20 protein-coding genes are annotated in these 23,468 nt (G+C 61.7%); 17 read left to right on the forward strand and 3 right to left on the reverse strand.

The genetic code is table 11. From position 1 onward, the window contains the following. The first annotated feature begins 2 nt into the window (after nucleotides 1-2). The 14 genes from HY556_11630 to HY556_11695 all read left to right on the forward strand — a co-directional run bounded on the left by HY556_11630 (nucleotide 3) and on the right by HY556_11695 (nucleotide 15,999). Nucleotides 3-1,187, forward strand: coding sequence for a glycosyltransferase (locus tag HY556_11630; GenBank protein ID MBI4394425.1), 1,185 nt, complete (start codon nucleotides 3-5; stop codon nucleotides 1,185-1,187). Beyond that, a complete protein-coding gene (locus HY556_11635) occupies nucleotides 1,184-2,194 on the forward strand; it encodes a methyltransferase domain-containing protein (protein ID MBI4394426.1) in 1,011 nt (336 codons plus the stop codon). Before HY556_11630 ends, HY556_11635 begins: the two co-directional genes overlap by 4 nt. Before the next feature lie 15 nt (nucleotides 2,195-2,209). Continuing rightward, nucleotides 2,210-4,120 (forward strand): asparagine synthase (glutamine-hydrolyzing), encoded by a 1,911-nt coding sequence (asnB, locus tag HY556_11640; protein MBI4394427.1) that lies wholly within the window; start codon nucleotides 2,210-2,212, stop codon nucleotides 4,118-4,120. Continuing rightward, on the forward strand, nucleotides 4,120-4,983 hold the full coding sequence (locus HY556_11645; protein ID MBI4394428.1) for a glycosyltransferase family 2 protein: 864 nt from the start codon (nucleotides 4,120-4,122) through the stop codon (nucleotides 4,981-4,983). The genes asnB and HY556_11645 overlap by 1 nt, the downstream gene beginning before the upstream one ends. Next, entirely contained in the window at nucleotides 4,941-5,687 is a 747-nt protein-coding gene (locus tag HY556_11650; protein ID MBI4394429.1) for a class I SAM-dependent methyltransferase, read from the forward strand. Before HY556_11645 ends, HY556_11650 begins: the two co-directional genes overlap by 43 nt. A gap of 32 nt (nucleotides 5,688-5,719) precedes the next feature. Then, a complete protein-coding gene (locus HY556_11655; GenBank protein MBI4394430.1) occupies nucleotides 5,720-7,480 on the forward strand; it encodes a carbamoyltransferase in 1,761 nt (586 codons plus the stop codon). After that, complete coding sequence (locus HY556_11660) at nucleotides 7,477-8,772, forward strand: glycosyltransferase family 4 protein (protein ID MBI4394431.1); 1,296 nt, start codon at nucleotides 7,477-7,479, stop codon at nucleotides 8,770-8,772. Before HY556_11655 ends, HY556_11660 begins: the two co-directional genes overlap by 4 nt. A 3-nt stretch (nucleotides 8,773-8,775) precedes the next feature. After that, nucleotides 8,776-9,819 (forward strand): GDP-mannose 4,6-dehydratase, encoded by a 1,044-nt coding sequence (gene gmd / locus HY556_11665; GenBank protein MBI4394432.1) that lies wholly within the window; start codon nucleotides 8,776-8,778, stop codon nucleotides 9,817-9,819. Further along, complete coding sequence (locus HY556_11670) at nucleotides 9,812-10,771, forward strand: GDP-L-fucose synthase (protein ID MBI4394433.1); 960 nt, start codon at nucleotides 9,812-9,814, stop codon at nucleotides 10,769-10,771. Before gmd ends, HY556_11670 begins: the two co-directional genes overlap by 8 nt. Nucleotides 10,772-10,898: 127 nt before the next feature. Continuing rightward, nucleotides 10,899-11,909 (forward strand): NAD-dependent epimerase/dehydratase family protein, encoded by a 1,011-nt coding sequence (locus tag HY556_11675; protein ID MBI4394434.1) that lies wholly within the window; start codon nucleotides 10,899-10,901, stop codon nucleotides 11,907-11,909. Further along, nucleotides 11,906-12,919, forward strand: coding sequence for a glycosyltransferase family 4 protein (locus HY556_11680; GenBank protein ID MBI4394435.1), 1,014 nt, complete (start codon nucleotides 11,906-11,908; stop codon nucleotides 12,917-12,919). Before HY556_11675 ends, HY556_11680 begins: the two co-directional genes overlap by 4 nt. A 129-nt stretch (nucleotides 12,920-13,048) precedes the next feature. Beyond that, complete coding sequence (locus HY556_11685) at nucleotides 13,049-15,001, forward strand: polysaccharide biosynthesis protein (protein ID MBI4394436.1); 1,953 nt, start codon at nucleotides 13,049-13,051, stop codon at nucleotides 14,999-15,001. 344 nt (nucleotides 15,002-15,345) lie between these two features. Continuing rightward, entirely contained in the window at nucleotides 15,346-15,582 is a 237-nt protein-coding gene (locus tag HY556_11690) for a hypothetical protein (protein ID MBI4394437.1), read from the forward strand. Nucleotides 15,583-15,585: 3 nt separating this feature from the next. Further along, nucleotides 15,586-15,999 carry a PIN domain-containing protein gene (locus HY556_11695; protein MBI4394438.1) on the forward strand — a complete coding sequence of 138 codons (414 nt, stop codon included), beginning with the start codon at nucleotides 15,586-15,588 and terminating at the stop codon, nucleotides 15,997-15,999. Nucleotides 16,000-16,056: 57 nt separating this feature from the next. Here the strand turns inward: HY556_11695 and eif1A are convergent, their stop codons facing one another. Both eif1A and HY556_11705 read right to left on the reverse strand, forming a co-directional pair. Next, complete coding sequence (gene eif1A / locus HY556_11700; GenBank protein ID MBI4394439.1) at nucleotides 16,057-16,332, reverse strand: translation initiation factor eIF-1A; 276 nt, start codon at nucleotides 16,330-16,332, stop codon at nucleotides 16,057-16,059. Nucleotides 16,333-16,806: 474 nt separating this feature from the next. After that, nucleotides 16,807-17,367, reverse strand: a complete 561-nt coding sequence (locus HY556_11705) for a winged helix-turn-helix transcriptional regulator (protein ID MBI4394440.1) — start codon at nucleotides 17,365-17,367, stop codon at nucleotides 16,807-16,809. Between the two features lie 1,370 nt (nucleotides 17,368-18,737). Between HY556_11705 and HY556_11710 the strand changes: the two genes are divergently transcribed. From HY556_11710 to HY556_11720, 3 genes are read left to right on the forward strand one after another with little or no spacing between them, the layout of a single operon-like run. Next, entirely contained in the window at nucleotides 18,738-20,108 is a 1,371-nt protein-coding gene (locus tag HY556_11710) for a S8/S53 family peptidase (protein MBI4394441.1), read from the forward strand. A gap of 34 nt (nucleotides 20,109-20,142) precedes the next feature. Further along, nucleotides 20,143-20,412, forward strand: coding sequence for an AbrB/MazE/SpoVT family DNA-binding domain-containing protein (locus HY556_11715; protein MBI4394442.1), 270 nt, complete (start codon nucleotides 20,143-20,145; stop codon nucleotides 20,410-20,412). Continuing rightward, entirely contained in the window at nucleotides 20,409-20,801 is a 393-nt protein-coding gene (locus tag HY556_11720; GenBank protein MBI4394443.1) for a PIN domain-containing protein, read from the forward strand. Before HY556_11715 ends, HY556_11720 begins: the two co-directional genes overlap by 4 nt. Before the next feature lie 41 nt (nucleotides 20,802-20,842). On the opposite strand, the gene HY556_11725 is transcribed toward HY556_11720, so the two are convergent. Continuing rightward, nucleotides 20,843-23,380: a DUF3656 domain-containing protein gene (locus HY556_11725; GenBank protein ID MBI4394444.1), complete on the reverse strand. Its 2,538-nt coding sequence runs from the start codon at nucleotides 23,378-23,380 to the stop codon at nucleotides 20,843-20,845. Nucleotides 23,381-23,468: the final 88 nt, after the last annotated feature.

Raw genomic sequence — 23,468 nt, forward strand, 5'->3', positions numbered from 1 at the left:
AGATGAAGGTCCTTCACGTAGTTCCATGTCTCGACCCGCGTACGGGAGGGCCGGCGCGAAGTGTCCCGGCGCTATGTTCCGCGCTCGAAGGCGCGGGAGCCGAGATCGACCTTTGGACGTTCCGCGCGCCCGGCTCGGCGACAACCGTCCCGGATTCCGGGAACGGCTTTGACGTACGTTGGTTTGCGCCCGCATGGAGAACACGCGAGATGCCGACGCGAGATTTCCGCGACGCCTTACGTGCATCGGCCAAGGACTACGATCTCATCCACCTTCACAGCCTGTGGGGGCCCGCGATCACGTTGGCCGCGAGGGAATCCTCGCGAGCGGGAGTACCATACGTCATCTCCCCGCGCGGGATGCTTCAGACGGCATCGAGGCGCAGAAACGGGTTCGTGAAGGCGGCGTACTTCGAACTCTTGGAAAAATCGACTGTACGACGGGCACGCGCCATCCATTTCTTCAACGAGTACGAGGCGGCAGACTCGAAAACGAGCGTGGGTGACCACACCGAGACGTTCGTGGTCCCAAATGGCATCGATCTGCCCACCACCATCCCCGCCAAAGGCGGCTTCCGCGCCGCCTTCCCCCAGGTGGCGCAAAGGCGGATGCTGCTTTTCCTCGGCCGACTCCACTGGAGCAAAGGGCTCGATCTCCAATTGATGGCGCTCCAACGTGTCCTAAGGACGCGCGGCGACGTGGTGCTCGTCTTCGCGGGCCCCGATGGAGGCGAACGACGCGGCCTCGAGACATTGTCGCAGGAACTCGGAATCGCGGACCACGTGTGTTTCACCGGCCCGCTTTCCACGGTCCAGGCGATGGAGGCGATCGTCGATGCAGACACCTTCCTCCTCACTTCGCTCCACGAGGCGCATTCCGTCGCGATGAACGAGGCGCTTGCCCTCGGCACGCCGCTTGTGATCACGGAAAACATCTGTTTCGGATTGCTCAACGAGTACGCCGCCGCCCGTGTCGTGGCGTGGGACCCGGACGCGCTCGCGAATGGAATCACGGATGTCCTTTCGGACCTACCGGTCGCAAGCGCCCTGTCGGCCGGTGGGCGCCGCCTGGCGACGGAGCGCCTCGCATGGCCGAAGGTCGCCCGGGCGATGCACTCGGCCTATGAGCGGCTTCTGTCCGGCGAAAAACGGGAACGAACCCCCACGGAGGTGGTCGTGGCGCGATGATCGATGCAGAGGATCACGAATGGTTCGAGAGGCTCCTAGTCTGCCCGCGCGACCGCCTCGACGTGACGCTCGACAAGGATTCCTTGGCGTGCAGCAAGGACCATCGGTACCCCGTGGTGGCCGGCGTTCCAGTGATGCTCATCGGCGAAACCGAACCGACCCATTCAACGATCACGACGTCGCTCGCGCTGGCCGACGAATGGAAACGGGAAAAGAACGAGGACCAAACGATCGATCGCCTGCTCTCACCCGGCGAAATCGACCCGTTCGTCCAAAAGGAGATCGCGGCCACCAACGGGTACATGTACCGCCCATTGATCGGGCGGCTCAAGCGTTATCCCATCCCTCGACTCCCGCTCGAGCCCGGGCAGGGGAAGACCTTTCTGGAGATCGGGTCAAATTGGGGCCGCTGGTGTGTCGCGGCCGAACGCCAAGGATATGCCGCCATAGGACTCGACCCGTCGCTTCCCGCCGTAATGGCCGCCAACCGCGTCGCGAAGCAATTGGGCGTTTCTCCACGATTTGTGGTCGGCGACGGAAGGGCCCTGCCATTTCGCGACGCCAGCTTCGACACGTGCTTCTCCTACAGTGTCTTGCAGCATTTTTCGAAGAAAGACGCGACAAATGCCCTTCAAGACATGGGCCGGGTGCTTCGGCCGGGAGGGACGTCCCTCGTGCAACTGCCGAACCGCTACGGAGTGCGAAACGTCTTGCATCAGGCGCGCCAGGGCTTCAAGGAGGCCACTGGCTTTGGGGTCCGTTATTGGACGGCCGGCGAGATGAGGGCCGTCTTCGGTAAGGCAATAGGAAAGACCCGCATAATGATCGATGGATTCTTCACCCTGAACCCGCAGACGACCGACCTCGACCTACTTCGACCAGAACATCGCGCGGTCGTGCGCGTTTCCGAGACGCTGAAATCGCTCAGCAAGTTGGCTCCGCCGCTGATGGGACTGGCGGACAGCCTCTATGCACTCTCGACGCGCGACAGGAAAACCATAGCCTAGGCTCAGGGACCTAAGATGTGCGGAATCTGCGGTGTGATCGGGAATATCCGGCGCGGCGAAGCCTCGGAGGCGACGTCCCGGATGCTGGCTGCGCAGGTCCACCGCGGTCCCGACGGTTCCGGCGCGGCGATCGTGGCGGAGAATCCGGCCGCTTGCATCGGGAACCGGCGACTGGCGATCGTGGATCTCTCCAAGACCGGCGACCAACCCATGGTGGGAAAGAGCGGCGCCACGATGGTCTACAATGGCGAACTTTACAATGCACCCCAAATCCGGTCAGAGCTCGAAGCGGCCGGAGCATCGTTTACAGGCACGAGCGATACGGAGGTCGCGCTACAGGCATTCGAACGTTGGGGCCCGGACGCGTTCTCCAGGTTTTCGGGAATGTTCGCCCTTGCGATCTGGGACCCGGACAAACACCGGCTGACCCTGGCCCGCGATCCCCTAGGCATCAAACCGCTGTACTATTCTTCCACGACCGGAGGCCAATTTGTTTTCGCCTCCGAAGTCAAGGCCATGACCGCCAGCGGCCTCGTTCGGCCCACAATCAGTCGCGCCGGCCTCGCTTCATTCCTGGCCTACGGATCGGTCCAGGAACCCCTTACGATCCTTGAAGGCGTCCGGTGCCTCCCGCCGGCCACCTGGCTCGCCGTCGGTAATGACGGGGGCATTCACGGACCCCACAGGTATTGGGATTTCCCATCGCCCGTTCTAGGGCACTCGTCGATTCAAGAAAACGTCATTGAGGCCCGTCGCCTCCTTGAAGCGGCCGTCGGCCGCCACCTCATGAGCGACGTCCCAGTGGGCGTGTTCTTGAGCTCAGGACTCGACTCGACCGCCGTCGCGGGCCTTGCCGCCAAGGCCTCGAAGACTAGCGTGAACACCTTCACCGTGACTTTCCCCGACGAAGAGACGTTCGACGAAGGCGTGATCGCTCGCGAGACGGCGACCCGTCTCGGAACAGATCACCACGAGAAGCCCATCACGTCCGCGACGGCCTGCAAATGGATCGAAAAGGCTCTTGACTCGATGGACCAACCGAGCATGGACGGTGCGAACTCGTACCTTGTCTCCAAGGCCGTCCATGAAGGGGGCATCAAGGTGGCTCTATCCGGCCAAGGCGGCGACGAGGTCTTCGGAGGCTACAGCTCGTTCAGGGACGTCCCCAGTTGGAACCGTGGCATGGCACTTACTGCGGCTGTCCCGCAACGCGTGCGATCCCAGGCGCTCGCATTCGTCGGCGGGATGAGAAGCGAGGTGGCGAGGCGCAAGGCCGCCGACATCGGCATGAACGGCGCCGAAGTGCGCGGGCTCTACCTCCACTACCGCCGACTCATGTCGGATTCCGAGATGGGCGAACTCGTAACGACCCCGAGCCGTCTCGGACTCGACGATGATTACCAACCGACGCCGGAAAGTGGACCGCCTGCGACCCTGCCAAGGGATGCGCAGGCCGCTGTCCGGATGCTCGAATGCTCCTACTACATGAGAAACACGCTGCTTCGGGACGGGGACGTCTTCGGAATGGCGAACTCCCTGGAGATTCGCGTACCGCTACTTGACCGGGAATTGGTGGAATGGGCCTGCGGCCTGCCGGGACCTTCTTTCATGCCGCGCGGAAAACCGGCGAAATTCCTTCTGCGAGAGGCGTGCCGCGAGTTTTATTCGCCGGAACAGCTTCGGCGGCCAAAGCGCGGTTTCACGCTTCCGATCAGCAGATGGCTCCAAGGACCGCTTTCCGCCACGATGGACAGGAACGTCAGGGTGGTCAAAGACGCCAAACTCGTCGATTCGACCTCTGTGGACCGATTGGTCCAACGGTTCGAGCGACAACCCGATAGTGCCGCATGGTCCCGGGTCTGGGCGGTCGTGGCCCTTGGGGCGTGGCTTTCCAAGAACGAGGCGATGCTGGAGGGTAACCAGTGATGGGGCGATCCTCCACACCCCTCGGCGTCATCGTCTTGACGCAGGACGAGGAACGGTTGCTCCCGGCCTGTCTTCACAGCCTAGAAGGGCTCGAGTGCGACGTATTCGTCGTCGATTCGGGAAGCCGGGACTCCACCGTGGCGCTTGCCGAAAAGGCGGGCGCCTCGGTCGTAAGCCATCCCTTCGAAAATTATGCCGCCCAGCGCAATTGGGCGCAAGACAACGTGGCGCTTGAAAACCCGTGGTTGCTGCACCTGGACGCGGACGAGCGGCTGACACCGCAACTCGTGGAGGAGATCAACTCCATCTTGGAGAAACCCCGCGCCGAAACGGCCGCGTATCTGCTTTGTAAACGCACCATCTTCATGGGCCGCTGGATCCGCCACGGCGGACATTACCCTTCTTTCCATCTGCGCCTGTACAAACGTGGTGCAGGCCGGTGCGAGGACCGCGGCTACGATCAACACTTCGTCGTGGATGGCGATGTCGGACGACTCAAGAACGATTACGTGGACGTCCTGACAAGCGACATTGACCGGTTCGTCGCGCGACACCTCCGCTGGGCCACGCTTGAGGCCGATGAATACCGCGCGCGGGCCGACCAACCTAGGACCGTCCAAGCGCGGGCGAGCGGCACGCCCGTCGAAAGGAAACGGTGGCTGCGTTCACGGCTCTATGATCGGGCACCGCTTTTCCTTCGGGCCTTCCTTTACTGGTTCTACCGTTACTTCCTGAGGCTCGGGTTTGTTGATGGGCGAGAAGGATTGATCTTCCACTTCATGCAGGGACTCTGGTTCAGGTTCATGGTGGATGTGAAGATATGGCAGTCACGACGGCGAATTGGCCGAAGTACCGCGGATTGAGAACGCCGGCGCAACGGCGACGCGGCCTGGCAAACCGGATCCTCAGCGCCGTCCTCACGCCCGTGCGGTTCGCGCTGGAAACCGGACATGCGCATAGCGCCCTCGTCGGGCGCGCGGAAAATGCGGCCCATGACCCAATTCCATGGTACACCTATGGTGCGACGGCGTTCTTGGCGGGCCTCGAAACGGCCCCGCTTGCCATCCTGGAATTCGGCGGCGGCCAATCCACCATTTGGTGGGCGCACCGCGCTGCAAGGGTCACGACGATTGAGGACGATCCATCCTGGGAGAAACTCTTAAGGCGCGATTTGGCCGCACTCCCGAATGTCGAGATTCGCATCGCCGCGGATACCGGCTCGTTCCCAAATCTGGCAAATGGTGGCCCTTTCGACATCACGATTGTCGACGGCGGCCCTAGGTTCGAGTGCGTCGAGACCGCGCTTACCGTGACGAAACCGACCGGCTTGATAGTGGTCGACGACACGGATTACCCGTGGGACCCCCGGGGGGAAGGGAAGTACCGGATGCTCGATGCTATTGATGACGCGGGCTGGGGCCGCGTCGACTTCCACGGGTTCGCGCCGGGCGTTTGGACCCCCCATTGTACGTCTGTGTTTTTCAAGCCTGAGTGCGACCTTTTCAGGGCCCGTGGCGCCCCCCGACCCGGACTCGGCCTCAAGGACGAGCCGCCGCGGCGCGTGTGAATCCAAGCCCGTGACTAGAAGGAGAATCCCCCATGAAGCGCGTCATCCTCGGCATCTCCGCATTCCACGGCGACTCTTCAGCCGCGCTGGTCGTTGACGGCCAACTGGTGGCAGCCGTCGAGGAGGAGCGGTTCCGCCGCATCAAGCATTGGGCAGGGTTCCCGAGTGAGTCGATCAAGAGGTGTCTGGAGATCGGAGGCGTTTCTCCTGCCGCGGTCACGGATTTCGCTATCGCGCGAGACCCCAACGCCCACCTCCTGCGCAAGGCATTGTTCGTCGCGTCGCGGCTCCCCAGCCCAAGGCTCGTGGGTGACCGCGCCCGAAACTCCGGCCGCATTAGGAACGTTCCCGGTCGGGTGGCGGAGACGCTTGGGCTCGACTCAAAAAGCGTGTCAAGCCGGACCCATTGGGTCGAACACCATCCGGCGCATCTCGCCAGCGCCTACTATGCATCACCGTTCGAGGAGGCAGCGGTCTGCGCAATAGACGGCTTCGGGGATTTCGTCAGCACTTCGTACGCCGTTGGACGCGGGCCCCGCCTCGACGTGGTCGATCGTGTGCATTTCCCCCACTCTCTTGGGATGCTCTATCTCGCGATCACGCAATTCCTCGGCTTCACGAAGTACGGCGATGAGTACAAGGTCATGGGCCTTGCCCCGTACGGCTCGCCGGAACACGCCGAAAAGATCCGAAAGCTCCTCCGCCTCCGGCCGAAGGGTCGCTTCGAATTGGATCTGTCCTACTTCCGCCACCACACGGGCGGCGTGAACATGACGTGGGACGAAGGTGAGCCCACGATGGGCGCCGTCTACTCGAAGAGGATGGAGGAGCTCCTCGGAAAACGACGAGATCCCAAGGAGGCCGTGGCAAAGAAGCACGAGGACCTCGCCGCTTCCTTGCAAGTCGTGTTCGAGGAGGCGCAGGCGCACGTGCTCAATGGCTTGGCGGAACGTACGCGGATGTCGAGGCTCGCCTTTGCCGGAGGATGCGCGATGAACAGCGTCGCGAACGGCAAGATCCGTGAAAGGACCGATTTCAAAGAGGTCTTCATCCAACCCGCGGCCGGCGACGCCGGCACTTCGCTTGGCGCAGCGCTCTACGTCCATAACATGAAGGGCGGAACCGGACCGCGGTTCGTGATGCACCATTCCTATTGGGGGCCCTCGTTCGACGACGCTTCCCACGGGGCAGCCATCAAAGCGCGGGAGACTGACCTCCTGGGCCAACATTGCACTTTCAAGGAATTCCCCGAAGAGGAGGCGCTTTGCTCGTATGTGGCCGGCCGGATATCAGAGGGCGCCATCGTCGGCTGGTTCCAGGGCCGCATGGAATGGGGCGCGCGCGCCCTTGGGAACAGGAGCATCCTCGCGGATCCACGAAGAGCGGACATGCGCGAGATCATCAACACGAAGATCAAGTTCCGGGAGAGGTTCCGACCGTTCGCACCATCGATCCTGAAGGAATCTCTTAGCGACTTCTTCGTGGACGCCGTCCCGGATCCTTTCATGATCCAAGTCTACCCCGTCCGTGCGGACAAAAGGACGATCATCCCGGCCGTGACACACGTCGACGAATCGGGGCGGCTCCAGACCGTGGACCGGGCCGCCAATCCCCGCTATTGGCTCTTACTGAAGCACTTTGAGAAGCGCACCGGTGTGCCGGTACTCTTGAACACCTCATTCAACGAGAACGAACCGATCGTGCACAGGCCGGAGGAGGCGCTGGATTGTTTCCTGCGCACAAAGATGGACGTCCTGGCGCTCGGGAACCGCGTCCTGGAAAAGAGAACTTGAAGGCCCGTCCAATGCGCCTGCTTTTCATCAACAACCATTACCCGCCGGACGCGAACCCCACCGGGAACCTTGTCGCTCAAGTTGCAGAAGGCCTAGTGGAACGAGGGCACGCCGTGACCGTCGTCACGGCCGTTCCCCATTATGCGCGCTTCGAGACGGAGCCAGAGTGGCGAGGCCGTTTCTCTTATCGAACCAACGAGAAAGGCGTCGATATCATCCGCGTATACGTGCACGCTCGCGGCGGGAAGGAGAAGCGGACCCGGCGTATCCTCAACTACCTCACGTTCAACCTGTTCGCCCTCTGGGCTTCGTTGACGGCGAAAGGCCCATACGATGCCGTGTTCGCGCCGAACGGCTCCTTCTTCGTGGGACTCACCGCGTGGTTGGCCGCGTCACGGTTCGGCGCACCCTGGATATACAACGTACAAGACCTCTACCCGGATGTTCCCATCCGGATGGGCATGGTCCGCGGCCGGGGCACCATCACCTTGCTTCGCCGCCTCGAACGGTTCATGTACGACAGGGCCTCGCGGATCACGGTGATCGCCCCGTCGTTCAAGACCAACATCGAGAGGAAAGGAGTGCCTTCTGGACGGGTAGTGGTGGTCCCGAATTTCGTTGACACCCGCTTCATCCGGCCCCTTGCGCGCATCAACGCATTCTCGACCGAACATGGGCTCGACGGAAGGTTCGCCGTGGGTTACGCCGGCAACCTCGGTTACGCCTCCGAGCTCGAGACCCTCCTCAAGGCCGCAAAGGCGGTCGAAGGCCTGTCGGAAATGCGGTTCGTCATAGTCGGAGAGGGGATTTCGAAACCAGGGCTCGTGGCCGAAGCCGGGCGCCTTGGTCTTCGTAACATACTTTTCCTCCCATTCCAACCCCGCGAACGGTTGCCCGAAATGCGCGCCGCCATGGACGTGCACCTTTCACTCTACAAGCGGGGCGCGTCAAGCGATTCGTTGCCGTCGAAGACGTACGAGATAATGGCCAGCGGGCGGCCGATCGTCCTGGCGGCGGATCCTGGGAGCGATGTCTGGAACCTCGTCCAATCGGCTGGATGTGGCATATGCCTCGAACCCGGGGACGCAAAGGGACTTGCCGAAGCCCTTCTTTCGCTTGAGAAGGACGCGACGATGCGCACGGAGATGGGAAGGCGCGGCCGCCTCGAGGCGGACGGATCCTTCTCCAAGAACACCGCAATAGACTCCTACGAGCGGCTCTTTCAAGACGTCTCAGGCACGCCTCACCAACGGCTTAAGACGTCCACGGCCATGTCGGAGAGTGTGCGATAGGGAATGAAGAAAGCGCTAGTGACCGGGGTGACGGGCCAAGACGGGTCCTACCTCACCGAACTGCTCCTAGGGAAAGGCTACGAGGTCCATGGGATCATCCGGCGCGCTTCGAGTTTCAACACGGGTAGGCTCGACCACCTCTATCATGACCCGCACGAGAAGGGGACCCGCCTCTTCCTCCATCACGGCGACATGACGGACGGGACGAGCCTACGACGCATCATGGAGACGGTGCGGCCAGACGAGGTCTACAACCTCGGCGCCCAATCGCACGTCAAGGTGAGTTTCGACCTGCCGGAGTACACGGCCGATACGGTCGCCATGGGCACGCTACGGATGCTGGAGACCCTTCGAGACCACGCCGCGACGACGGGTCGGCAAGTGAAGTACTATCAGGCTGGATCCTCCGAGATGTTCGGATCGACGCCTCCGGCGCAGTCCGAGACCAGCCCTTTCCTTCCTCGTAGCCCATACGCGGCGAGCAAGGTCGCTGCCCACCACTACGCTGTGAACTACCGCGAGGCGTACGGGCTTTTCATCGCGAATGGCATCCTGTTCAACCACGAATCACCTCGACGTGGAGAGACTTTCGTGACAAGGAAGATCACGAGGGCTGTGGGCAGGATCAAGTTAGGCCTCCAGAAAACACTGTACTTGGGCAACCTCGAAGCGCAGCGCGATTGGGGATTCGCGGGGGATTACGTCGAGGCCATGTGGTCGATGCTCCAAGCAACGACCGCGGGGGATTTCGTCGTCGCCACGGGCCGCTCGCACTCGGTGACCGAGTTCGTGGAGGCGGCGTTCTCTCATGCCAAACTGGATTGGAAGGCCCACGTCAAGGTGGACAAGAGATACCTTCGCCCCACGGAGACCGATCACCTGCGCGGCGACGCATCCAAAGCCGCGCGCACGCTCGGTTGGAAGCCGCGTATCGGCTTCGAGGAACTCGTCCAGATGATGGTCGATCACGATCTTGAGCTCGCCCAGCAGGAAAAGACGCTAAGACTAGCGGGCCACAAAGTGGGCGGAGGCAAGGCCAATGAATAGGGGGTCGAAGATCTTCGTCGCTGGGCACCGCGGCCTGGTCGGCTCCGCGATAACGAGACGATTACAATCCGCCGGCCACACCAACCTCGTCACGAGGACGCGAAACGAGCTCGACTTGACGGACCAGGCCCGGGTACGCGGGTTCTTCGACGAGGAGCGACCCGAATTCGTGTTCGTCGCGGCCGCAAAGGTCGGCGGCATCCATGCCAACAACACGCTCCCGGCCGAGTTCATCTGGAACAACCTGATGATACAATCCAATGTAATCGATGCCGCTTACAGGTCGGGTGTGACGAAGCTCCTATTCCTAGGTTCTTCCTGCATCTACCCGCGCCTCGCTCCGCAGCCGATGAAAGAGGAACACCTGCTGACTGGTAGCCTCGAACCCACGAACGAATGGTATGCCGTGGCGAAGATCGCCGGCATCAAGACGTGCCAGGCCTACCGGCGGCAATACGGGTTCGATGCGATAAGCGCCATGCCGGCGAACCTCTACGGGCCCGGCGACAACTTCCACCCCTTGTATTCCCACGTGCTTCCGGCATTGATGAGACGATTCCACGAAGCCAAGAAGGCGGGCGCCAAGGATGTCGTGATTTGGGGGACTGGCGCACCGCGGCGCGAGTTCCTGCACTGCGACGACTTGGCCGATGCCGCGCTTTTCCTGATGGAGACGTACGAGGACGAACGGACCATCAACGTCGGCGCCGGCACCGACATGACCATCGGCGAAGCGGCACGCACCATGGCCGAAGTCGTCGGATACCATGGCCAAGTCATGTTCGATCCGAGTAAGCCCGACGGCCAACCGAAGAAATTGCTCGACACGACGCGCCTCTCGAACCTGGGTTGGCGGCCAAAGATCCCCTTCCGCAAAGGCCTGGAAGACACCTACCGCTGGTTCCTCGAGAACGAGTCGTCCATCCTGGCGGAGCCAGCTCTTGCACCCTGATCCGCGGGCGCGCGTCCGTTTCGGCTGATGGCGTGTTTATGCCACCTGGCCCTTTTCTTCGCGCCAGCGTGGGCTCCGTTTCCGCCTATTTCAAATGCCCATCTACCATAATCGGCGACTGTTACCGTTGACTAAGACAGCGCTCGTCACAGGGGCCACCGGTGTGGTCGGACCCACACTCATCAAGCTGCTCATAGACCAGGGTTGGAACGTCCGCGCGGTCGCCCGACGCCTTCCGCCTCAAGCCTCCTTCCGCCAAGGCCAAGAGTGCGTGGCCGCCGACGTCTCCGATCCTGAAGCGATGAAGCGTGTTACAAGAGGCGTTGAGGCGGTTTTCCACTTGGCGGCGACGTTACACGAGCGCGCACCAATCGCGGTGCCGCGTGAGAGATACGCGGCCGTCAACGTGGACGGCGCGAGAAACGTCGCGCGTGCCGCGCGAGATGCCGGCGTGGAGACGATCGTCCACGCCAGCACCATCAACGTCCTCGGGCCGACGCGCCGCGGCGAAACATGGGACGACGAGACCCCGCCACGACCCCCTGACCCCTACTCCAGGAGCAAACTAGAGGGGGAGCTTGCCGTCCGGGAGGCGAGGCCCGATTCAGTGGTGATCCGCCTCGGCGCCGTCTACGGTGGCCGCATGAAAGGGAATTATCTCCGCATGTTGGATTACATCCGGAAGGGACGGTTCGTCCACGTGGGGCGAGCCGACAACCGCAGAAGCCTCGTTTTCGAAGACGATGCCGCGGCGGCCCTCGCGGCCGCCGCCCACAACAAAGAGACCCGTGGCCGGACCTACATCGTGACGGACGGCGAACCGCACACCATGAAAGAGATCGCGGACGCAATGGCCAATGCCCTCGGAAGACCGCGCCCCACCCTGCATGTGCCGGCGGCGGCAGCCGGAATCGCATTTGCTTCCGTCGGGGCCTGGAGGCGTCTAAAGGGTGACGCCGTCGGTTGGAACCGCGAGACGCTGGCGAAGATCACCGAGGACATGTCGGTCGTAGGCCACGCCGCTCGCCGGGATTTTGGCTACGTACCGAAGTGGCCCCTCGGTGAAGGCTGGCGGGAAACGTTGAAGAGATTATCGATTGAGGGCGGCAAAGCCCCGGTCCCGGAGCGGAGAATGTGACACCGGATTGGGGCCTCATTGCCGCGGCGGCGCTCTTGAGCTTCGTACTGGCCGGGGCGATGATCCATGTCGCCAAACGGATCGGCCTCGTCGACCGCCCAAACGACCGGAGCCTGCACACGGCCCCGAAGCTTCGCGGCGGCGGCGTCGCCATCGTCGTGACTTTTGAGTGTGTCTTGTACCTGTTGTACAACTCATCCGCAATAGGACCATTGCCCGCCTTGGTCCTGGGCGCGGGCGGTGGCATCGTCGCCATCATCGGTTTCCTCGATGACGTGAAGAGTCGCGGGAACACCGTCCGAATGGCGGTCTGGACAAGCGTGGCGGTGGGGTCGCTTCTCGCCCTCGGTGGTCTTCAGGTCCTACGCGTGGGCGCCGGGTCGTGGACGCTTGGCGTTTTTGGCACGACGATCGCCATCATCGGCGTCATCTGGATGATTAACCTCTACAATTTCATGGACGGGATCGATGGCCTCGCGGCGGCTCAAGGTGTCTTCGTGGCCGGCGTAGGCGCGGCGTTACTATATGCCTCCGGTTCAGAGGCGCTTGCGACCCTTTCCGCGGCGCTCGGGGCGGCCTGCCTCGGATTTCTTGCGTGGAACAAGTCCCCGGCGCGGATCTTCATGGGAGACGTCGGCAGCGGTTTTCTCGGCTTCTCCTTCGCCGCCTTGGCCATCCTGTCGGAGGTGACGAACGGCCCGCCGCTCACCGTATGGGCGATCCTTCTTGCGCCATTCATCGGGGACGCGACGCTCACCGTCATCAGGAGAATCGGCAACCGAGAGCCGTTCTGGGTCGCTCACCGGTCACATGCCTATCAGCGGCTCGTCCAGGGGGGGTGGTCGCACTCGGCGGTCGTTGGTGCCGTTCTTGCGTTGGATGTCCTTCTTGCTCTCGCGGCGTTCCTCGCCTATTCGAGCCCCGACACCGCGGTGCCGATGGTGGCCCTTGCGTACATCGTGGTGATCGGCGCTTGGGCGGCGGTCAAACCCAGACCCGCCCGATCGTGATTCGAGCCCCGGTCGAGGCACCCCCTCGTACCATGAAAGAAGTCAAGACGCGGCCGTCATGGAACCTCTATATATACCTACGTCTCTGTGTCGGATTCGTAGGACCGGGGCAGAACGCACGGGCTTCCCATGGCGGACGATTTGGGACGGAAAGGCGACGAGGCGCGCCTAATTCACGGCTTGCGGGTGACGCCACGCCGTCGGTTGGCGTTTTTCATCGGGGTGGACGGGATCCTCGTCAGTACCGCGGTCCTCGTCACCTTCCTCCTCCGTTTCCAAGGCAACTTGGGCACGATCGGCCTCGACCGCGTCGCGATCGTCGCCGGACTCTGCGCGGCCGCGACCGTCTCGACTTTCATTGCATTCGGCCTCTACCGCATCAGTTGGGCGTTTTTCGGGCTCCGGGACGCGGTGAAGCTCACCCTGGCGATGCTCGCCGCCACCGCCGTGGTCGCTACCGTCGCCCAGGCTTGGTACGTCGTAGACCCGGCGACCGCCTTCCCGCGGACCCTAGTCCTGATCCAGGCACCCTTGTCGCTACTTTTCATCGCGTCTTTCCGGCTGGCCAAGCGATTGAGGCGGATCGTCGTGAGCGGGGCGCTCCAGGAAGGAACGCGCACGTTGATCGTCGGAGCCGGCGAAGCGGGCGTGCAGGTCCTGAAAAGCATCCAGGAATCGACGACGCGCACTGATTACCACGTCGTCGGTTTCATTGAGGACGATGCACTCGCCCATTCTACCGCGATCCTCGGCGTCCCCGTCCTTGGACCCACCTCCGCCCTTGGGCAGAAACTGCGCGAGACGGGCGCCTCGGCAGTCGTCATATGCGTCCCGGACGCAAGCGGGGAGTTCGTCGCAGACGTCGTCGAGACGTGCCGGGCGAACGGCATCCAAAAGGTGCGCATCGTCCCGACGCTGCGGGAACTCATGGACGACTCGTTCACTATCGAATCCACGAGGGACGTCCGCGTAGAGGATCTGATAGGCCGGGACCCGGTCAAGATCAACCCGGACGACCTGCACGGTCTCATCGCGGGCAAACGTGTCCTCGTGACGGGCGCGGCCGGGACCATAGGCGCAGAATTGTGCCGACAAGTGGTGGCCTTCGGCCCCTCGACGATCACCGTCCTGGACACTGACGAGAGCCGGCTCCACGACCTCGGCATGGAGCTTCGGACAATCGCGACTACGGTCCGAATACACGAGGCGCTCGTCGACGTACGAAATGCCCGCGCATTGGAAGGCCTTCTACACCGCGAAAGGCCACAACTCGTCTTCCATGCGGCCGCCTACAAGCACGTTCCAATGATGGAGGCTTGGCCCATCCAGGCCCTCGACGTGAACGTCCTCGGCACGGCAAACGTCATGTACGCCGCCCAGGGCGCGGGTTGCGAAAGTTTTGTCCTCATCTCCACCGACAAGGCCGTAGACCCGTCGAGCGTGATGGGCGCGTCGAAGCGCCTCGCCGAACTGGTGGTGTTCTCCGCAGTCGGAAAGACACAGGGATCGATGAAGAAGGCCGCGGTCCGCTTCGGCAACGTCCTTGGTTCGCGCGGATCCGTACTGACCATATTCGAAAAACAGATACAACGGGGAGGGCCCGTGACGGTGACCCATCCGGACGTCGAACGCTATTTCATGGTGACCAGCGAAGCCGTCTCCTTGGTCCTCCAAGCGGCCGCGATGGGCGACGGAGAGGAACTCTTCGTTCTCGAGATGGGCAAGCCCGTGAGGATACTACGGATCGCGGAAGGTTTCATCCGCCTCCATGGCTTGGAGCCTGGAAAGGACATCAAGGTCGAATTCACCGGCCTAAGGCCCGGCGAGAGGCTTCAGGAGACTCTTACCTACCCATCGGAACCCTTGTCGGCCACGAAACACCCGTTTGTTCTTCGCGCCCGGGCCGAGGCCGCGGCGAACCCGGACGAGATCCTGGAACCAGTCAGGAAGATCGTGCTCGCGGGCGACGAAGAAGCTGCGCGGTCGTTCCTCCTCTCGCACTTTCCACGCATGGGGCAGGCCGCTTTGGCACCGGCACCATCTGCCGGAGCTCCGACCGCCGATCAACGCCTGACCCGCTAGGACGCCGTCGCCCACATCTAAAAAAATACACGCGTCTGCTTCGGTTTCATCCCTTTCCTCGAAAGGCAAAGCCCTTGCCCTTCGTGTATCTCCACACGATTTCGGCCTTCTCATCCTGGATCGCCCGCGGCTTCACGATGACGAGATCGACATCGCCTTTCCACATCCGGCGCTTCAGCGTTTCCTGGCTTTCGGCACCTCCGAACCTTCCGGCCCTCCCGTATGATCGTCAGTTCGGATTATGCGACATGATGCGCCGCGATGCCGAACAGCGGCCTTTTCTCCTGACCGTGCCACATCGAAAACCAAACACATAAATACTAAAACGTTACCTACTGTTACCTATGGCCCGCACAACGACCCTTAGCGACGACGCCTTCGCCATGCTTCGGCGCGAAAAAAGGGAGGGCGAGAGCGACAGCGACGTAGTGATCCGTCTTGTCCAGGCACTCCATTGGGAAAAAGACCCGATGAAATTCCTCGATACCCCTATCGAATTCGACATGTCCCGCGAGGAGCATCTCGAGTTCATCCGAAAGATGAGGCAAGCGGATTCCGTCGATGGCGAGAAGGAGGAGTGAGACGTGCCGGTCCTCGACGCGACTTTCCTCATCGATTCCAAGCACAGGCCCGCATCCATCCGGCCCGCCCTGGCGCGCCTTCGCCAGTTGCCAGGCCCAATCTTCGTCCCCATGCAGGCGGCGATCGAGTATTGCGTCGGAGCGAGCGACGCCAACGCGGCGATCACAGACCTCGCGCTCTTTTTCGAACTCGTTCCCTGCGACACGCAGATTGTACGCGAGGCCGCCAGCGTGGCAAGGGAGGCGCGAGAGCGCGGAAAAAACCTTTCCTGGTCGGACCTTCAGGTCGCAGCAACCGCCCGCTACTTCGGGACCTTCGTCGTAAGCACCGACAGGCGGGCATTCGGCCCGGATTCGGTGGTTCCCGCGTGGGACTATGAACGCGAAAAGGATCTGCCCGGAACCCACGAATCGTGAGGGGGCCGCGCAAATTGTTGCCAGGCACCGGCACGAGGGGCCTCTGATCCGATTCGCCTAGAAAACATCAATCTGCTTCGGAATCATCCCTTTCCTCGAGAGGTACGCGCCCTGCGTCTTCGTGTACCTCCAGACGATGTCGGCCTTTTCGTCCTGGAAAGACCACGGCTTCACGATGACGAGGTCGCCTTCGCGTATCCACATGCGCCGCTTCATCTTGCCCGGTATGCGGCACATGCGGGCCTTCCCGTCCTCGCACATGACCTTGAGGCGTGACCCGCCGAGCAGCTGATCCGCGATCCCGAAAAGTTGTCCCTGTTTCTTGTCCGGCATCTTGACGCGGATGTAGCCTCCTTCGGAGGCCAATCCATCTTTGTCGAATTCGGCGAGCTGTTGTTCCGAGAGTTCTGGTTCCTCTGGTTCCGCCGGGGCGCCCGTGCCTTCCTCCCCTTCCTTTTCGTCGTCGCCAGCCAAGTTGTCGGGCTGCCAATGTGGACAGCCGTATTTATATGCTGTCAGGTAGGGGAACGCCTATCGCCCGGCCTGCCACGAAGGGCCAGCGCCATCGATTTTCTCGGTCGTCGGCCGGCGTCGCCATGCGGATCGTGCCAGAACGACCATTTTCGACCACGGTCAAGCACGGTGAGCGGCTTGGCCGAGCAATCTTCACCCACGGTTTCGCGGCCACGTGCCGGGGCCGCTAGAGCGCCACACCGCAGACTTTTGAGCAACTCGTCACGCGCACGTCGCGGCCAAAGAAAGCGCTCGCCTAAGAGCGCCGTCCATGCGGCGAATAGGCACACGCCATCAGACGATAGAAGGCGTAGACGCATCGCCCTTGGCCGGCACCGAACGCGCGCTCGCAGTCTCCGCCACCGTGACGAGGGCGTCGATGACCTTGTTACGGATCTCCGAAGCCACCACATAACCCGTCGGCCGCTCCGGGTGCGCCTTGACGATCCCACTCGACGCCAACCGCGACACGTGGAAGTTCACCGTGCTCTTCGCGAAATCGAGACGGCCCCGCATCTCCGCTTGCGTGATGCCGGGCTCAAGAAGCACAAGCTTCGCGATCTTGCGCCGGACCTCCGAATCGAAAGCGAGGATGTACCCCTTCTCATTGACACCAAACGAATTGTGGTTCTCGAAGAGACGAAGGAAACGACCCTTCCTCGCCAACTCGACATGGGCGTAATCGGCAAGCACACGAGAGTGATGAAGAGCGGTCTTGAAGTCGACGCCCAACAGACGCGCCGTGTCAGACACGGAGATTCCGGGGCTCTTCTTGATCAAGGCCAACATCTCTTGACGGATAGGGTTGTCCAGAATCTTGCGCTCATGGAGACGGCGGTAGAGGGCGAGAATCACGAGTGGAAAGCCCAACGTTGCGAAGAATACCAAGATTGGGGAAACCTGATCCGGTGAGCCCGGGGACACGGGGGCTCCGGCATTCGTGAATGGCACCAAAGCGGCCGTGTCTGACGCGACGGCCGGAGACCGAAATCGGTCATGCGACTGTGGAGCGACAGCCAAACCCTGCCGCGGTGGAATAGGCCATTTTCCGCCCTTGACATCGTCCCGAGAATCGGCGAAGATTGCGCCGTGACCAGAATCGTATTTCGCGGTGGAATCAGACGGCGCCGTGGAAACAGCCAGACCCACCTCATCGTACAGGACTGTCGCCGTTACATTTGGAAGAGCGGTTTGGGACGCGTTCTCCATCGCGGCCAGAGTTCGATCATTGCAACTGACCCATTCAGGTCCGACAGCTTCGCATAGCACATCCTCTGTTGCCGGGAGGAGGTCAAGATATGTGTCAGATGGACCGACGACGAACCCGTAGATCGGAAATGATACTCGCGTGTAGTTGATTGCGTGATCGTCATCATCCCACGCGGCGAAGTGCCAACGCGCGAACGCGGCGTCCTCTAGGGCGGAAGGCGAGTCGATCCACAATCCCGATCGATTCGTCGTTACATCCAAACCTGAATTAGCGCGTATTGTTGACCTTCTCACATCATCCGAGGTCGCATATGTCATAAAGAGCGGGTTTCCAGTTCCCGCGTGTTCGAGGTCGATCTCCTTCGATACTTGGACCGCTGGGATTAACGGGGCCGCAACGAATCCCTTCATGGCATTAACGTCGTGAGATGCCTCTAGCTCGTCGTCGCCGGGCTCACTGGTTTCACGCCCCGCGTACGAAAACAGGCAATCTGACCGGACGTCTTCGATTGAGCAATCGCCCGGGCGCCCGTTTTCGACCTCCAATCCGAGGACTCCCGCAATGCCAGCGGAGACTTCACCAAAGGCCGTTCCTTGTGCCATGAGGAACAAACCGACAACAAGGGCGAGGGAGCGCACGATGAAAACCCCTAGAATTGCGGGCGTTTGCATTCTTCATTAAGTTTACAAGGCACGTAAACCGGGCAGGGACGTGAAATGTCCTTGGCGCATGCCGCGGCCGCCTTGACGCATGCCGCAGGATTGAAAGCAGGAATCTTGCCGACGCCACACGTGGAGGCGACCGAACCCGTGTTTCGCCCGTCTTCTGCCGTCGCCGGTGGCGCTACAGCCGCAAGAACGATTAACAAACATGCCACACTGCTCCAAACCAGCGTTCCTCCCGACATAGAACCAACCACGACACCAGGCGTCGTATCACGCCAAAACACTTTCGTCTACACAGGGCCCAAGGTTCGACCCGTTTGGGGAAAAGTTTAAATGCCCTTCCTCTGGACATGAACCGTTCCATAATGCCGATAAGCGCGAAGGCTCATCGACGCAGGATGAGGCACCCGACAGCGGCGCTTCTAGCCGTCCTAATCATATCTGGATGCGTGGCCCCTGGTACACCAACGTCAGACGCGCCTTCGGGGGTCACCGTAGGCGCGATCAGGGAGGTCGGCCCGATTGTAGTAGCAATTCTCGACACCGGCATCGTACCGTACCACGAATTCTTCTCGGCTTCCTACTCGCCGGCGGCCGCGTCGGGGGCGCGAGCGCGGGCCGTCCTTTCCGGCGCGAACGCAACCACGCTGGAAGTGTCGCTCGATTCGACGCTTACGTTCGAGCAACGATTAGAAAAAGATCGCGATTTGTGGAACAGCCTAAAGAATGACACCTTGTATGAATTCGCCGGAACCGGGATTTTCGCCATTTCACTGCCGTCGATTTACAACCCTAGCGACGCCCAGCGACCCGTGTATCCGCCGGAATACCGGCCGGTGTTCGACGAAAACGGCCACGGCACTGCTATGAGCTATCTGGCACGCACGGCGTTTCCGAACGCAACCGTAGTCATGATCAAGATCCCAAACGCCTACGCGACAAACCTCCCGGAGGTCATCGGCAACACGGCGGCGGCCCTACGGTGGGTGAGGGACCAGCAATGGATCGACATAGCCTCGTTATCATTCGCCATCCCAGGGAATCCATCGACGCCGTGGGATTCCGAGCTTCGTGATTCCATCCAATCGTTAGGCGAGAGCGGAAAACTTCTCTTCGTCGCGGCCGGGAACGATCCTTCGCCGTCATACGCATCGGTCTACCACGCGCCACCTGCAATCATTGTGGGCGGAGTTCACACTAATCAGAGCGGCGATGACGCCACAACGTCTAGAGCGACGAGTTTCGTCGCAGAGGACGTCGCCCTCGTAGTGGACGCGTATTCTGCGAACAGATTCGTCTTGGTTTCCGGCACCAGCATCGCCACCCCGTTGGTCGCCGGAACCGCTGCGCTGCTCCTACAGGAAATTCATGCGAACGCGACAAGGGGCCATGCCCAAGAGGGTGCGATGGTCCTTGAAGCGTTAAACGTCACCGCGAACTACTGGGGGCCACGCGACTGGACGCCTCGACCGGGGGCCTATGAAGATCCCATCGACACTGTCTTTAGTGGGACTAGTGCCCCCATCCTCCCCACGCCCTGGGTCCAGATGGGCTGGGGCTACGTCGGTCCCGAGATCGTCCCCGCTGCCGTCGCCTACCTCAAGGGTGAGTCGACACCCGCGCCGAAGCCATCGGAGGCCATCCAGTACATGGAGACGACGTACGCGCTTCGTGAGGCGTATTGGTCTCAACGGGGCGGCGAATCGCCCATTTCTTGGTAGGGTTTGAGTATTGCTTGGGTCGAAGTAATATTTCATGGCAAGTAATAATCCCGAGGTTGTCCGAGTCACGGAGAAGGGCCAGGCGATCATCCCGTCAAGGTTTGGAGCCCTCTTCGGCATCGGGGCACCTGGCTTCGTGAGTTTTCGGATCGTCAGCGGAAGATTGGTTGTCGAGCCGCTGCCGACTCCTGCCAAGATGAAGGGCTTCATGAAGGCCGACTTTGGCCGAGAGTCGGGCGTGGCACTGCTTCGAAGGGAACGCGGCGACGATGAGGCGCGCGCCAGGCGGAAGTTCCGCCTGTGATCGTCTTCGACGCGGAGCCGCTTGTTGCGTTCTTTCTCGACGAGCCGGGGGCCGATCGGATCGAGACTTTCCTCGACGAGGTGCGTGCCGGCAGGGCCAGCGCGGCCTGCAGTGTCGTGAACCTGAGCGAAGTCAGATACGTGCTTGCGCGGAAGAACAAGGGGAGAGCGCGTGAGGCGCTCACGTGGCTCCAGGCGGCTGGTGTAGAGGCCGCCGACGCCATTGAAACTTGGGACCATGCTGCCGACATCAAGGCGGAGCACGCTTCGATCAGTCTCGGCGACGCTTTTGCCCTCGCCACGGCAGCCGAACGTGGGGCCACTCTCATCGCCTGGGACGAGGACCAGACGTCGGTCGCCAAGGCCATCGGCGTCAAGGTCCGGAAGTGAGTTAGCCGGCGCAGGCGCGAAGTCCTCTCGGCGCCACGATCTCAATCCACGCCCCGGTAAAAATGCCCCGTCGTGAACGGCAGGCTGCTGTTCGCCTTCATCGATTCCCACAACGAGTCGTTGAACCGGTAGCTTTCCCGCTGCAGGATGAGTTCGTCGAGGGCGGTGCGGTACGTGCGAAGTATCGGCCCCACCGTCTCGGGCTTCAGCCCTTCCGTGTCCATGCGCAAGGTCGCTATCCCGGCGTTCACGAGGTCGGGGAGTTTGTTCAACATCGCGAGTTCTCGCGAGTTCATGAGGTGCATCCTGCATTTTCCGTCGGTGACGAGTTGGAACCTGAATCCCTTCTCGTCGACGAGTTCATAGTCGTGGCGCCTGCACGGGACGTGTTTTCCCTTCGTGTAGCAGCCTTCGACGGCGCCGATCGCGCAGTGCTCCGACACCATGAGGTGCAACTGGCCGTGCGAGACCGCTTCGATCGGTATCGGTGATTCTTTCGCCACGGCCGCCATCTCGGCAAGCGTCATCTCGGGGGAGAGGCACGCGGATTCGAAGCCCATCTCCTTCATCACGGAGAGCGCGTGGCTGTTGTACGTGTTCATCGGGTAATCGGCGCGCGCCTTGAGCCCGAACTCCTTCACTAGTTCCAAGGCTCCGAGGTTTCCAACGACCGCGCCCGCAGGCTTCATGGCGGCAAGGTCGGGCATTATCGTGCGGATGTACTCAAGGTCGGCGTCTCGCGTGATGTACGGGAAGTGTATCCAGAACGGCACGTTGTGTGATCTCGCGACTTCTGCGGATTCGCGGATCCGTTCGAGGTTCCACTCGTCCTTGTCGCCTCCCCAATCTAGTCCAGCGTAGTAGACCGCATCCGCGCCGTTCTCGCAAGCTGCCGTCGTCAACTTCACGCCTTGCACCGTGACGGCGAGGCGCGGCCTGTCGACGACGTGGGCCGGCCCCGGCGATGGATCTTCGGCCGGCAAGGCCGCGGGCGCTCTCTTGTACCTACTTGTACGTACCTGTTTCAGCGCTGCCACCGCGGCGCGTCGCGCGGCGTTCACCTGCGACAGACTCACGTGTAGGCCCGGCGCCACGTCTATCTCGAACTGGCGCGGCTTGAACGGCGTGTCCCCGAGTTTCTTCAGCTGGTGCTTCAACGCCTCCGCAGTCATTCCTTCGCCACGCGCGCCTTCCGCGGGAGACGACCCGACACCGGTGTTCCCGTCATCATCCGCTATCGTGACCACGAGCCCGGCCGCGTTGAGACTTGCCCGGACGGAGACGCCGATACGCCGTTGTCGATCGGTGTAAGAAAGTTGTGCGTCGGTGAAAAGAATGATGTCTAGCGTCTTGTTCACTTTCGAGCCCTCGACGACCCAACCCTTTTTCGGCACAGCCACCAACGTGCCCGCCGACGCCTCCTGGACGGGGCGTCCATCGACATACATCGCCTCCACGGCCTGACCAAAGCCCGTGCCTCCGTCCGGGTTCTCGACTTCGACGCCATCGCCGACGTGAAGCGGTTGGTTCAAGCGGATGAGCATGTACCCGTGACGCGCCCCGTAGGGCGCGTCCGGCCCGGCGGAACCTCCGGTTCCGCCAGGGTGTCCGCGCCCACCTTCGATGACACCGAGTTCCGTGCCACGATTGTCGGGCCGGTCGTGGACAACGAACGAAACGCCGGGGTTTCCAGCGTAATAACCGGGCGTGAACTTGCGGTTGTACGCCTGCATGAGGTCCAACCGTTCTTTGTCTGTGAGATGGAAATTGCCCTTCACCATGCGATCGATGGCGCGGCGGTAGATGGAGACCACGGTGGCGACGTACTCGGGACGGCGCATCCTGCCCTCGATCTTGAACGATTCAACACCCGCATCCCAGAGGGCCGGGAGGTGATCGATGGCGTTGAGGTCGCGGCTCGAAAGGAAATGCATCCCGTCGTCGAAGGCGACCGTCTCGCCGTCGCGAACGAGTTGAAATGGAAGTCGGCACGTGTAAGCACACGCTCCCCGATTTCCGCTTCGCCCGCCGACAAGGCTTGAGGCAAGGCACTGGCCTGAGTAGGAGAAGCACAAGGCCCCGTGCACGAAGGTCTCGAGCGGAATCTCCGTTTTTTCCCGCATCTTCTTTATCTCTTCCAGCGTGAGCTCTCGTGGAAGGATCACGCGCTCGGCGCCCATCCTTTTCATGAGGTTCGCCGAGATCGAATTGTGGACGCACGCCTGTGTGGACATGTGGATCGGCAGGTCGGGCGCGTAGTGGCGCGCGAACTTGACCACACCGAGGTCCTGCACGATTATCGCGTCCGCGCCGAGGTCGCGTAGCTCTTTCAGGTACGGCCCCAATCCGCCGAACTCGGTGTTTCGCACAAGCGTGTTGACGGTTACGTAGACTTTGGTCCCTTTGAGGTGGGCGTAGTCGATCGCCGTGGCAAGTTCATCGTCCTGGAAATTCACGGCCCGCGCTCTAGCGTGGAAGCCTCTGCCGCCGAGGTACACGGCGTCCGCGCCGTTCTCGACGGCGGCGCGTAGCGAATCAAAAGAACCAGCAGGAGCGAGTAACTCGGGCTTCTCTACCATCGACACATCAGTCCAATTCACGCGTTGTCCGTGGCGCGCCTTGAGTCAGACGCTTCACGGCACGCGCCAGTATCCTTGAGCCTATATG

The sequence above is a fragment of the Euryarchaeota archaeon genome (assembly GCA_016207515.1).
Lineage (GTDB): Archaea > Thermoplasmatota > SW-10-69-26 > JACQPN01 > JACQPN01 > JACQPN01.